The organism is Microbispora triticiradicis (assembly GCF_005864065.1).
Taxonomy (GTDB): domain Bacteria; phylum Actinomycetota; class Actinomycetes; order Streptosporangiales; family Streptosporangiaceae; genus Microbispora; species Microbispora triticiradicis.
Genome location: NZ_VANP01000001.1, coordinates 809,677 through 823,520 on the forward strand (window position 1 = coordinate 809,677; position 13,844 = coordinate 823,520).

Annotated in this window: 2 protein-coding genes; one reads left to right on the top strand and one right to left on the bottom strand. The window is 74.4% G+C overall.

Annotated features, from left to right (window positions below):
- Positions 1-2 precede the first annotated feature (2 nt).
- Complete coding sequence (locus FED44_RS03900; RefSeq protein ID WP_208758813.1) at positions 3-7,163, bottom strand: amino acid adenylation domain-containing protein; 7,161 nt, start codon at positions 7,161-7,163, stop codon at positions 3-5.
- Positions 7,164-7,404: 241 nt separating this feature from the next.
- Between FED44_RS03900 and FED44_RS03905 the strand changes: the two genes are divergently transcribed.
- On the top strand, positions 7,405-13,818 hold the full coding sequence (locus FED44_RS03905; RefSeq protein ID WP_138459760.1) for a type I polyketide synthase: 6,414 nt from the start codon (positions 7,405-7,407) through the stop codon (positions 13,816-13,818).
- Positions 13,819-13,844: the final 26 nt, after the last annotated feature.

Sequence of the window (13,844 nt, forward strand, 5' to 3'; positions counted from 1 at the left end):
GATCATCGCTCCTGGTCAGGTCGGGTCAGCGCCGCGAGCGCGGCCGCGACGTGCTTGACGTACGGTTCCTCGACCACCTGGAGGTGATCACCGGGGACGGCGACCACCTCGACCCGTCCCGTGGTCAGCGCCCGCCACCCGTTCGTCGGGTCGTCGTACATGCTGTCCACGGCCGCGTGCAGCGGCTTGAGCACGTCGGGCAGGGGTTCGGCGGCGTGGAGCAGGGTCAGGTCCACGTCCAGGAGCCCCGGGCGATAGTCGAGCATCGCCTGGTAGTTCGCCTGGAAGACCTGGTAGAGGCGGCGGACGGCGGCCGCGGAGCTCCCGGGCGGCAGGATGCCGTTGCGCTCGGCGAGTTCCCCGACGCGCGCGAAGATCTCCTCCTGCGTGCCGCACCGCTCCGCGATGGCCTCAACCGGGGTGTCGCTTCCGCTGTCGAGCCAGAGCAGCTCCCAGAAGAAGAACGTCAGCAGGGTGCCGTCGCCGACGTCACGCGGAGCGTCGGGACGCAGCGCGATCGTGTCGAGGAGCACCAGACGCTCGACGCGCTCGCCCGCCGCGCGCAGCTGCCGGGCCATCTCCACGGCGACGAACCCGCCGAACGACCAGCCGCCGATGACGTACGGCCCGCGGGGCTGCCGCCGCCTGATCGCCTCGACGTAGGTGCGGGCCAGGTCGGGGATCGTGGTCAAGGGCTCGGTGCCGGGGGCGGTGCCCGGCGCCTGCAGGGCGTGGAAGGGCTGGTCGTCCGGCAGATGCCCGGCGAGCGGCCGGTAACAGAGGACGTTGCCGCCGATGGGGTGCACGAAGTAGATCGGCGGGCGGCGCCCGCCGATGCGGAGCGGCACCAGCGGATCGAAGCCGCCGCGCTCCCCGGCGCGCAGCCGTTCGGCGAGCCCGGCGACCGTGGGGGCCGCGATGAGATCGGACATCGGCACGGCCGTGCCGTACCGCTGCTCGATGAGCACCATCAGCCGCATCGCGGTGAGCGACGTGGCCCCGGCGTCGAAGATGTCGTCGTGGACGCCCAGGTCCGGCGTGGCCAGCGTCTCGGCGACCAGGCCGGCGAGATCGCGTTCCAGGGCGTCGCGCGGCGGCGTGGCGGTGTCCGCGGGCGCGGGGCCGTCGAGCGGCATCCGGCGCAGCGCCGCGTCGTCCCGCTTGCCGCTGGCGGTCAGCGGCAGCGCGTCCAGCCAGGTGACGTGGGTGGGCACCATGTAGCCGGGCAGCACCGCGCGCAGCCGTCGCCTGACCTCACGGGGATCGCTCCGCTCGCCGTCGCCCACCAGGAAGGCGGCGAGGAAGGCGTCGGCGTCCCTCCTCCTGGCGACGACCGCCACCTCGCGCACGCCCGGCAGCGCCAGCCCGGCGAGGGCGTGCTCGACCTCGGCGGGTTCGACCCGGAAGCCCCGCACCTTCACCTGGTCGTCGGCGCGGCCCGTGCCGGCGATGTCGCCGGACGGGAGGAGGTAGCCGAGGTCGCCGGTCCGGTACAGGCGGGTGCCCGAAGCGTCCCGGACGAACCTTTCCGCGGTGAGCTCGGGGGAGCCGATGTAGCCGTCCGCGAGGACCACCCCGCCGAGGTAGATCTCCCCCTTCACGCCCACCGGGACGGGGCGCAGCCGGGCGTCGAGGACCCGCGCCGTCGCCCCGTCGATCGCGGTGCCGATCGGGGGCAGCGTTGGGAAGGACTCCGGGTCGCCCGACATGGTGAAGCTGGTGACGACGTGCGACTCGGTCGGCCCGTACTGGTTCTCCAGGACGACGCCGGGCAGCCGCGCGCAGAACCTGCGGATCTCCGGCGTTACCCGCAGCTGCTCGCCGGAGGAGACCACGACCTTCAGGGACCTCGGGACGAGCCCCAGGGCGTCGGAGGCGTGGGCCAGCTGCTGCAGGGCGACGTACGGCATGAAGATCCGTTCGATGCCCTCCCGGTCGAGCAGCCGGAGCAGGCCGGGCATGTCGTGGCGCCGGGCCTCCGAGACGAGGTGGAGGGCGCCGCCCGAGCAGAGCGTGGAGAAGATTTCCTGGAAGGAGACGTCGAAGCTCGTCGGCGCGTACTGCAACGTCCTGCCCCCGCAGGCGCCGCTGGCCCGGCGGTTCTGCCAGTCCACCAGGTTGTCCAGAGCGCGGTGGGGCATGGCGACGCCCTTGGGCCGGCCGGTGGAGCCGGAGGTGAACAGGACGTAGGCGGTGTCCGCGGGGCCGACGGCAGGCGGGACGCCGTGGCCGCCGTCGTCCGTGAGCAGGTCGTCCACGGTGATCACCCGCGTGCCGTCGGGCACCAGGTGCGCGTGGGCCTCGTGGGCGACGACCAGGAAGGGACTCGCCTGCCGCACCATCGCCGCCAGCCGCTCCGCCGGGTAGCCCGGGTCGAGCGGAACGCACGCGGCGCCCGACCGGATGGTCCCGATGATCACCGCGATCATCTCCGCGGACCTGTCCATCGCGATGCCGATCCGGGCGCCCGGCGGGAGCCCCAGGCCCAGCAGCCGCCGGGCCGCGACGTCCGCCGTCCGGTCGAGGTCCCGGTAGGACCAGCACCGCTCGCCGTCCCCCCGATCGCTGTGGACCACGGCCGGGGCGTCGGGGGTCCGGGCGGCCTGCGCGGCGAAGCGCGCCACCACCGTGGAGCCCTCCTCACGGCCTGCCGTACGGACGGGAGGGCACGGCGGGGCGAGGAAGGCGAGGTCCGCCTCCTCGCCAGGGTGGTCGAGGATGCGCCCGAGGATGCCGGCGTAGGCCCGGCCGAAGATCGGGGCCCATTCGGGGCCCACGCTCTCGCCGGCGCAGTCCAGCCGGAGCCAGACGCGCCCGTCCAGCGGCTCCGTCACCGCGTTGACGAGGAGTTTGAAGTTGGTCTCCTCCCAGGTCCGCACCGCGAGCAGGTCGACGGCGGGATGCCCGAGCACCGGCGCCAGGACGTGGAAGTGGATGTAGTTGAAGGCGGTCTCCACGACGGCTCCGCCCCCGTTGTCCTCCTGGATCGCACTGAGGGGATAGTGGCGGTGCCGGTGGCCGTCCCGCTCCGCCCGGAACGCCTCGCGGACCGTGTCGAGCCAGGTGCGCGGACCGGATTCGGATTCGGGGCCGCAGTCGACGCGGAGGGGCAACGTGTTGACGAAGAGGCCCGCCGTGCGGTCCCCGCCCGGCAGCTCAGGGCGTCCGTTCGCGATCAGGCCGGTGGTGACGTCGCCGGCACCGGAGAACAGCCGCAGCGTCAGGCAGTGCGCGGCGAACAGGATGGACTTCACCGGCACGGCGTGCGCCCTGGCGAAGTCCGCGAGCCGCCGTCCGATGTCGTCCGGCAGGTCCACGCGGTGGACGAAGGGCTCCGCCGGGCCGCGGCCGCGGAGCGTGTCCAGGTCGACGGGCTCCGCGCCGTCCAAAGTGCGCCGCCAGTACGCCCGGTCCTCGGCCGAGGCGAGCGCGCGCAGCTCGTCGCGGACGTGGGTGGCGGGCGAGGGAAGGGGGCCGTCGGCCACCGGCCCCCAGCCGACTCCCCGCGCGTCGAGATAGTCCTGGAGGAGCTCGCCGAGCAGCCCCGCCATGCTGCCGCCGTCCAGGAGGGCGTGGTGGAAGCTGAGAACCAGCTCGACGGTGGTCTCGCGTACGGCGGTGGACTCGCGGACGTGGACCCGGAAGAGGTACAGCGGCGCCCGGGTGAGGTCGTACGGGTGGTAGCGCCGTTCCTCGACGTGCGCGCTCACCTCGGCCTCGGCGACCTTGTCCGGGAGCCCCCGCAGGTCGGCGACCTCCAGGCCCCCGGTGACGACGGGGTGCACGATCTGGAGGGGCCGGTCACCACCCGCCAGGTCGAACGCCGAGCGGAGCACCGGGTGGCGGGCGACGAGCCGGTCGAACGCCCGCCGGAACGCGGCCTCGTCCCAGTCCAGGCGGAAGGTGTAGCGGAACACGTCGTGGTAGACGGCCGAGCGCTCCTCGGTGGTGCTGTGGTAGATCAGGCCGAGCTGCAACCGGGTGAGGGGATAGGCGTCGACGACGTCTCCCCTCCGGTACGGCTCCGCGAGGAGGGCGAACGGCTCCGGCTCGGGGTCGGCGGGCTCGCTCGTGGTCGTGAGGGCGGCGAGCGCGGCGACGGTCGGGTTCCTGAGCAGGTCCGTGACCGAGAAACGGATGCCGAGTCGTTCGGCCGCGGCGCGGATCCGCAGGCTGATCAGGGAGTCGCCGCCCAGCGCGAAGTAGTCGTCGTCCACCCCCACGTCGTCCACGCCGAGGAACCGCGCCCAGATCGAGGCGAGGGCGGCCTCGACCGGGGTGCGCGGGGCGGTGCGCGCCGCCTGTCCGGGAGAGGGCGGAGCGGGCAGGGCTCGGCGGTCCGTCTTCCCGTTGGGCGTGAGCGGCACGCGGTCGATGCGGACCAGGTGGGCGGGGATCATGTAGTCCGGCAGGGCCCGCGCCAGATGGTCGCGGAGCACGGTGTGATCGATCTCGGCGTCGGCGGCGTAGTAGCCGACGAGGAACGTCCCGCGCGCCTCCGAGGTGTGGTCGACGACGACCGCGTCGCGGACCCCCGGCGCCGTCGACAGCCGGTCGCGCACCTCGCCCAGCTCCACGCGGTTCCCACGGATCTTCACCTGGTCGTCGATCCGGCCGAGGTATTCGAGCGACCCGTCGGCGAGCCTGCGCGCGAGGTCGCCGGTGCGGTACATCCGTCCCGGTCCGAAGGGGTCGTCGGCGAACCTCTCCGCGGTCAGCTCCGGGCGGTCGAGGTAGCCGCGCGCCACGCCCACCCCGCCGACGCACAGCTCGCCCGCCACCCCGTCCGGCTGCGGCTCGTCCCGCTCTCCCAGGACGTACAGCCGGGTGTTGTCGATCGGACGGCCGATGGGGACCCGGTCCACGGGTCGTCCCGGGTCCGCCGGGCAGTCGTGGAAGGAGACGTCGACGGTGGCCTCGGTGGGGCCGTAGAGGTTGACGAGCCTGGGCGCCCCGCCGGGCCGTGCGGCGAAGACCCGGTTGAACTGCGTCACCCGCGAGGGCGGCAGGGCCTCGCCGCTGCAGAAGACGTACCGCAGCGACGCGGTCTCCTCCACGGCCCCCGGCGACTCCAGGAGGTCGAGGAAGGGCCCGAGCATCGAGGGGACGAAGTGCAGCACCGTGACCTTCTGCCGCGCGATGGCGTGCAGGATGACCCGCGGGTCCTTCTCGCCGCCCGGCGGGAGCAGCGCCACCGTCGCGCCCTCGATCGCCCACCAGAACAGCTCCCACACCGACACGTCGAACGAGATCGGCGTCTTCTGCAGGATGACGTCGCCCGCGCCGATGGGGTAGGCGCGCTGCATCCAGGCCAGCCGGTTCGCCACCGAGTGATGCTCGACCATGACCCCCTTGGGCCTGCCGGTGGACCCCGAGGTGTAGATGACGTACGCGAGGTCGTGCCCGGCGACCGGCGGACCGGCAGGATCCTCCAGCACGTCCTCCGGCGCGTCCTCCGCGTCGTCCACGTGCAGCACGGGGGCGGGCAGGCCGGTCGTCCCGGGCGCGGCCAGGACGACGACGGCGCCGCAGTCGGCCAGCAGGAACTCGATGCGCTCGCGCGGATGGCCGGGATCGACGGGAACGTAGGCGCCGCCCGCCTTGAGCACGCCGAGGATCGCCACGAGCATCGCCGGGCCGCGTTCGAGCAGGACGGCCACCCGGTCGCCGGGGTCTACCCCGGCGGCGCGCAGGCGCCGGGCCACCCGGCCGGCCCGGTCGTCCAGGTCGCGATAGGTCAGCGGGGGCCCGCCGTCGGCGGTGAGGACGGCGATCCGGTCCGGAGTGCGGGCGGCCCGCTCCTCGACGAGCGCGTGCAGCGGTCGATCACTCGCGTAGGGGACGTCGGGGCCGCTCGCCGCGCGCAGCCAGGAGTCCCGCTCGCCGGGTCCGAGCAGGGACAACTCCGCCAGAGGGTCGTCGGGCCGGTCGGCCGCCTGGCGCAGCAGCGCCTGGAGGTGGGCCGCCACCGCCGTGATCGGCAGGTCCTCGTCGAACACGTCCGTGGCGTAGTCGAGGGCGACCTGGACGTCGTCGGAGCCCCGGAAGTGGACGACGCTGACGGCGAGCGCGTCCTCGTCGTGTACGGGCACGAGACCGGTGGTCTCACGGGACAGCCCGGCGACGCTCGTCCGCCTCGGCAGCGTCAGATAGGACAGGGTGACGTCGAAGAGCCGCCGGTGCTCCTGGCCGGTTTTCCGCAGGTCGCGCAGCACGTCGCCGAGCGCCGCCCGCTCGTGCCGCTGCAGGTCTCGGGCGGCGGCCTGGACGTCGGCGCAGAGTGCGCGCATCGTCTGCCCGGCGTGGACCGGCACGCGTAGCGGCAGGGTGTTGGCGAAGTGCCCGACGGTCCGCATCTCGTCGCCGGTACGGCGGTTGAGCAGCGGAATGCCCAGAACGACCTCGCCGGCGCGGTGAACCCGGCCGAGGTAGGCGGCGAAGACGCCCGCCAGGAACGGGAACATGGGCTGACCGCGCCGCCGGAGCCGCTCGACGACGTCCTTTTCCACGGCGAAAACGAAACGCGCCCTGCCGCCGGTCGATTTCCTGGTGAAAAGCGCGGGAGAAACGTCCCGGAGGGCCTGGCGGAAGAATTCGAGGTCGTTCCGGTGCTCCGCCGAACCGGTGTATCCGGCGGCCGTGCCGGCGAAATCGAGATAGGAGGGCGTGCTTATTCCGGCGGAGGCGCCGGTGGCGTAGTCGTCGAGGGCGCCGGTGACGAAGAGGTTCAGCCCGAAGCCGTCGGCGACGATGTGATGCGCCTTGACCACGACGTGCACCGCGTCGGCGGCCTCCCTGAGCACGGTGATCTCGGCGAGGGGTCCGCCGGTCAGCGGGAGGGCCACGCCGAGCGAGCGCTCCGCCCAGGCGTCGCAGGCGGCGCGGGGGTCGGGCTCGGCGGAGAGGTCGACCACGCCGATCGGGGGGATGCCCTCCTCGGTCCACTGGTGGGCCGTTCCGTCCCGCTCGCCGACCCGCAGCCGGAAAGCGGCGTGGGCGGCCACGGCGCGCGCCAGGCAGGACCTCAGGAGCGCGAGGTCGACCGGGCCGGTCAGTCGTTCCTGGACGAGGCAGTTGAACTGCGGAGAGTCCGCGGCGGCCGCGGCGGCCGCCCAGACGTCCCGCTGATATGGCGTCAGGGGTAATCGCGCGGAGGGGATCACAGCACCTCCAGAAACGGTGTGGCGGTGTTGACCGTTACTCCCGGAAACGGAGCCTAGGAACGGCCCGGCGCGACGGACAACCCCCTTAGGGGCCGGGTAGGGGGTGGGCCCGAATTCAACAAGGGTTGTGACGCCCGAATTCACGATCCTAGGCTGCGGAAGAACCGCCGCGAGCAGGCGCCACCGAAACAGCTTCGGCCCGGAAAGGTCAGCGGAAGCTTCGGAACAGAAAAGGCAGCGCATGGACGCCGACACGGTCCACGACCTCACCTGCCCGATCGCCATCGTGGGAATGGCCGGCCGCTTCCCGGGTGCCCCCGACGCCGAGAGCCTGTGGCGGCTGCTGATGAACGGGGACAGCGCGATCGGACCCGTCCCCGCCGACCGCTGGGACGCCTCGCAGCCGCTCGATCCCGACAGGCGGATCCAGGCGGTGGGCGGCTTCATCGACGGGGTGGATCGCTTCGACGCGGCGTTCTTCGGCGTGTCGCCGCGCGAGGCCGCCGACATCGATCCCCAGCAGCGGCTCCTGCTGGAGACGGGCTGGCGGACCCTGGAGGACGCGGGCGTCCGCGCGAGCGACCTCGCGGGCAGCAGGACCGGGGTCTACGTCGGAGCCTCCTGGCACGACTACGAACTCCTCCGCGGCCGGCGGGGCGCCCATGCGACCCCGCACAGCCTGGTGGGCAACGCCCTGGACGTCATCGCCGCGCGCCTGTCGTACTTCCTCAGGCTCCGCGGCCCCAGCATGACCGTGGAAACCGGGTGTTCCTCCTCGCTGGTGGCGCTCCATCTCGCCGCGCAGGCCCTGCGTCAGGGCGAGATCGACGCCGCGATCGTCGGCGGGGTGAACCTCATGCTCGACCCGCATGTCACCGTCGGGCTCACCCATTTCGGGGCGCTCTCCCCACAGGGGCGCTGCGCGGCCTTCGCGGCCGGCGCGGACGGCTTCGTCCGCGGGGAAGGCGTCGCCGCGCTCTACGTGAAGACGCTCGACCGGGCGCTGGCGGACGGCGACCGCATCCACGGCGTGGTCGTCCGCACCGTGGTCAACAACGACGGCGGCGGCGACAGCCTGGTCACCCCCAGTCCCGAAGGGCAGGAGGACCTGCTGCGGCAGGCCTACCGGCAGGGCGTCGTCCCCGCCTACATCGAGGCGCACGGCACCGGGACCGGGCGCGGCGACCCGATCGAGGCGACCGCCATCGGGCGGGTCCTCGGCGCCGGCCGCACCGGCGACCCGGTCCACATCGGCTCGGTGAAGACCAACATCGGCCACCTTGAGGCGTGCGCGGGCCTGGCGGGCCTGTTCAAGCTGCTGCTCGCGCTGCGGCACCGGGTCGTCCCGCCGAGCCTGCACGCCGGGACGCTCAACCCCGGCATCGACTTCGAGGGGCTGGGGGTGCGCGTCGCGCGTGAGCCGCTCGCACTCGCGCCGGACGGCCCGGTCCACCTGGGGGTCAGCTCGTTCGGCTGGGGCGGTACGAACGCCCATGTCGTCGTGTCCTCCCCGCCTCCCCCGGGCACGCACCCCGAAGCCACCCCCGCGGGCGCCGTTCCGACCGGTCTGCCCGCCGTCGTTCCCCTCTCCGCCAAGGACAGCGGGGCCCTCGCCGAACTGGCCGGCCGGATGACGTCCTTCGTCCCCGAGGGAGTCACCGGGATCGAGGAGGTCACCGGGATCGCCGAACTCGCCGGCCGGCTCGCCCATCGCCGCGACCACTTCCCGGTCCGCGCCGCGTGTGTCGCCCCCGACGCCGGGCGGCTCCGCGCCGTCCTGGAGACGCTCGCCGCCGACCCGGAGAGCGGGGTGACGGGAAGGGCCGTCGAAAAGGGGCGCGTCGCCTTCGTCTTCCCGGGACAGGGATCGCAGTGGAGCGGCATGGGCCGGTCGCTGTACCGCGAGAGCCCGCTGTTCGCCGCGGTCGTCGACCGGTGCGCCGAGGCCCTCCGTCCCCACGTGTCCTGGGACCCGCGCGGCGTCTTCTCCGGCTCCGGCGGCGAGGAGTGGACGACCCGCATCGACATGCTGCAACCCACGCTGTGGGCCATGTCGCTGGGGCTGGCCGAGCTCTGGCGTGCCTGCGGGGTCGAACCCGACGTCGTCCTCGGCCACAGCCAGGGCGAGATCACCGCGGCGACCGTCGCGGGCATCCTCTCCTACGAGGACGCCGCCCTGGTCATGGCGCGGCGCAGCGCCATCGCCCGCCGGGCCTCGGGCCGGGGCAGGATGCTCGCCGTCGATCTGTCCCGGGAGGAGGCGGTGGAGGCGCTCGCGGGCTTCGAGGACAGCGTCTCCCTGGCCGTCCACAACGGGCCGCGCTCCTGTGTGCTCTCCGGCGAGCAGGAGGCCGTGCTCACGCTGAAGGAGATCCTGGAGGCCGAGGGCACCTACTGCAGGCTGGTCAACGTCGACTACGCCTCACACAGCCCCCAGATGGACCCCCTGCGGGAGGACCTGCTCACCGCGCTCGCCCCGGTGCGGCCGCGCGAGGGCCGCGTCGCGATGCTGTCGACGGTCCGGGGCCGGCGGGTCGAGGGCGCCGAACTGGACGCCGCCTACTGGACGGACAACCTGCGCGACCCGGTCCTGTTCGCCGACGCGATGAACGCGCTCCTGGAGGACGGCGTCACCCACGTCGTCGAGATCAGCCCGCACCCCGTGCTCGCCCCCGTGATCAACCCTGTGATCGCCCCTGAGACCGCCACCGGGACCGAAGCAGGCGACCGGCCGATCGCCGTCCTGACCACGCTGCGCCGGGACGCGGGCGGCGCCGAGGACTTCGCGGCAGCCCTGGCCAGGGCGTACGTGGCGGGGCTCGAACCATTCGCCGAGCTGCCGAGGAACGGCTTCCGCCCGCTGCCCGGCCACCCCCTGCGCGCGGACCGCCACTGGGTCGCGGGCGGGGCCGCGTCCGGGCCGGCCGCCCGCGGCCTCGACGTCCGCCTCGGCCCCGCCCCCGGTGAGCGCGGCGCCTGGCACGGCGCCCTGGAGCTGTCCGCGCGGGCCGTCCCCTGGCTGGGCGACCACAAGGTGTACGGCACGGCCGTGCTGCCGGGCGCCGCGATACTCGGCGCCGCCGTCGCCACCGCGCGGGCCCGCGCCGGCCGAACGCCGCTGGCCGCCCGGAGCGCGGTGGCCCCGGAGAGCTCCCTGACCCTGGAGAACGTCGTCTTCCACAAGGAGGTGGCCCTCGACGACGAACGGCCCGCGCGCCTGACCGCCGAGTGGCGAGACCACCCGCGGGGCGGCGCCTTCCGTCTGCTGTCGCTGCCCGAGGGGGCGGACGAGTGGACCGTCAACGCCGTCGCCGAGGTCGACGCTGACCCGGAGCCGCTCCCCGTGCCCGGGTTTCCCGAGTGGCACACGGGTGTGGAGCCCACCGGCGTGAGCTCCTTCTACCAGGAGTGCGGGGACCGGGGCCTCGACTACGGCCCGGCCTTCCAGGGGGTGCGGACGCTGTACCTGGACCCTGCGGGCGGGCGCGCCCTCGGGCGGGTGGTCCTCGCCGAGCGCCTGAGCGGGAGCAGCCGCGCCGGCTCCCCCCTGCACCCCGCCCTCTGGGACGGCTGCCTGCAGGTCGCCCTCACCCTGTACGGCGGAGCCGACGCGCTGGTGCCCACCGCGGTCCGGCGGGTCCGGGTCCTGGCCGATCCGGACCAGCCCGTCGCCGCCTGCTGGTCGCACGCCGTACGCGACGGCGACGGCCGGGTGGACGTGTTCGTGTTCGGCGAGCGGCACGAGCCGCTGCTGACCGTGGAGGGCCTCGAAATGCGGCCGCTGCCGGGCGCCGCGACCGTGACCGCCGACGCGGCCCGGCTGCACCACGTCGGCTGGACCGAGGTGCCTCCCCCCGCCGGGACGCCCGCCGAGCCGGGCCGCTGGGCCGTGTACGGCGACGCGACGCCGGCCACCGACCGGCTCGTCGCGGCCCTCTCTGCGGCCCTCACGGCGGCCGGCGCGCGGGTGACGGACCAGGCGGCCGCGGCCGACGCCGTGCTGTTCGTCGCACCGGGGGCGGACGCCGGGCACGAGGCGCAGATCGAGGGCCTGAACCGGCTCACCGGCATCGTGAGGGAGTGCGTCACGGCGGGCGCGTCGCCGCGCCTGACCGTCGTCACCACCCTGGCCCAGGGCATCGGCACCACCGCACCCCCCGACCCCGGGGCCGCGCTCTACTGGGGCTACACCAGGGTGCTGCGGCGCGAACACCCGGAGCTCGAACCACGGTTGGTGGACGTCGACCCCGCCGACATCGACCCGGCCGGCTCCGCAGGCTCCGACTGGACCGGCTCCGGCTGGGCCGCCCGGTGCGCGGCCGAACTGCTCGGCCCGGACGCCGAGGACCAGATCGTGCTGCGCGGCTCCACCCGGCTGGCGGCCAGGATCACCCGAGGCGAACCCGAGCCGGACCCCACGCTTCCCGCCCCTCGCACCGGACCGCAGCCCTTCCGGGCCGAGGGGCGGGACCACGTCCCCCTGGAGCGGCGCCCGCCGGAGGACGGCGAGATCGAGATCGAGGTCACTGCGGCGCCGTCCACCGGGAACGCCGTCGCGGGCAGGGTCGTCGCGACCGGGCCGGCCCGAGGGGCCCGGGTGGACGGAGAGGACCGGCCGGACGGAGCGGACCGGGTAAACCGGAGGGCCCCGGTGAACCGGGGGGACCGGGTGGTGGCCCTCGCCGCGGGTCCCCCGGCCAGCCACGTCGTCGCCCGGGCGGAGCACGCCCGGACGATCCCGGACGCGCTCACCGACGCCGAGGCGGCCGGGATGGCGCTCCCGGCGGCCGTCGCCTGGCACGCCCTCACCGAAATCGGCCGCGTCCAGCCGGGCCAGACCGTGCTGGTCCTGTCCGGGGACGGTGCTCTCGGACAGGCCGCCGTACGGCTGGCGCGGCGCCTGGGCGCGCGGGTCGTCACCGCGGCGCCCGGCCCGGCACCGCACGAACAGGACGAAATCGACCCGCATCGGATCGACTCGCATCCGGCCGAAGCACTTCCGATCGACCCACTCCCGACCGACCCACATCCGACCGAAGCACCTCAGATCGACTCGCATCCGGGCGACGCACTGCGGATCAGCCCGCTCCCGACCGAAGCACCTCGGATCGACCCACTTTCGACCGACCCACATCCGGCCGACCCACAGTGGATCGACCTGCGTGACCCGTCCTGGCCCGACGCGGTACGGCGGGTCACCGGCGGCAGGGGAGCCGACGTCGTCGTGGACTGTCTCGGCGGATCGACGCTGCCCGCCGGCCTCGGCGCGCTCGCCCGGGGCGGCCGGTTCGTCGACGTCAGAGGCGCCGGGGGCGGGCCGTACCAGCGGGTGGACCTGGGCCTGTTCCGCGAGGGCGTGATCTACGCCGTCGTCGACCCCGCCGAGCTCGCCGGGCGCGCGCCGGAGACGCTCGCCCGGGTCTGGGACCTGGTCGCGGCGGACGAACTCGGCCCCCTGCCGATCGGCACCCGCCCCTTCGCCAACCCGCCGGAGGACGGCGACGAGGCCGTGCTCACCGCCCCGGAGACGGTCGGCCGGGTGGCCTGTGTGCCGCTGCCCGGCGGGCGTTTCCGCGCGGACGGCAGCTACCTCGTCACCGGCGGCATGGGGGCGCTCGGCCTCTCGCTCGCGGAGTTCCTCGCCGAGAACGGCGCGGGCTGCCTGGTCCTGCTGGGGCGCTCGGAGCCCGGCCCCGGCCCGGCCCGGCGGCTCGCCGCGCTCCGGGACGGCGGGACGCGGGTGCGCACGGTCGTATGCGACGTCGCGGACCGGGCGGCGCTGTGCGCGGCGCTGGACGACGTACGGCGGGACCTGCCGCCGCTGCGCGGGGTGTTCCACGCGGCCGGAGTGCTGGCCGACACCACGGTCACCCGCATGACGCCCCGGCACCTCGCCGACACGACGCGCCCCAAGGTGGACGGCGCCCGCAACCTCGACGCGGCCACCGCGCACGACCCGCTGGACCTCTTCGTCCTCTTCTCGTCCGCGGCGGCGCTCGTCGGCACCGCGGGACAGGCGGCCTACGCGGCGGCGAACTCCTTCCTGGACGCGCTCGCCGAGTCCCGGAGGCGGCGCGGCCTGCCGGGGCTCAGCGTGCAGTGGGGTCCCTTCACCGAGGTGGGCCTGGCCGCCGGGGACGCCAGGCGCGGCGCCAGGCTCGCCGACCTGGGCATGGGAGGCTTCCCCACGTCCGAGGCCTGGCCGGCGCTGGTCCGCATGCTGGACGGCGGCGCGGCCGTGCAGGGCTACGTGGAGCTCGAACCGCGCCGGTGGTTCGACGCGTACCCGGCGACGGCGGCGCTGGGAAGCTGGCGCCACCTGCGGGAGGCGGCCCGGGACCCGGGCGCCGGGCAGGGCGGCGAGTTCCGCGCCCGTCTCTCGGAGCTGCCCGAGCAGGCCCGGCTGGCCCTGGTGGAGACCAAGATCCGGGAGCTCGCCGGACGCGTCCTGCGCCTGGCGCCCGAGCACATCGAGAGCGAGGTCCCCTTCAAGGGACTGGGGCTCGACTCGCTGATGAGCCTGGAGCTGCGCAACCGCCTGGAATCGGCGTTCGGTCTCAGGCTCTCGCCCACGCTGCTGTGGGCGCACACCAATTCCAAGGCGCTGTCGCGGGCCCTCTGCCACCAGCTGTCCCCGGCCGCGAACAGCGCCTGACCCGTCCACCCACCCCGAGGGATCCG

Excerpts from the sequence above, each read along its gene's own strand:
- FED44_RS03905 (WP_138459760.1), top strand. The coding sequence starts at position 7,405 with ATGGACGCCGACACGGTCCACGACCTCACCTGCCCGATCGCCATCGTG.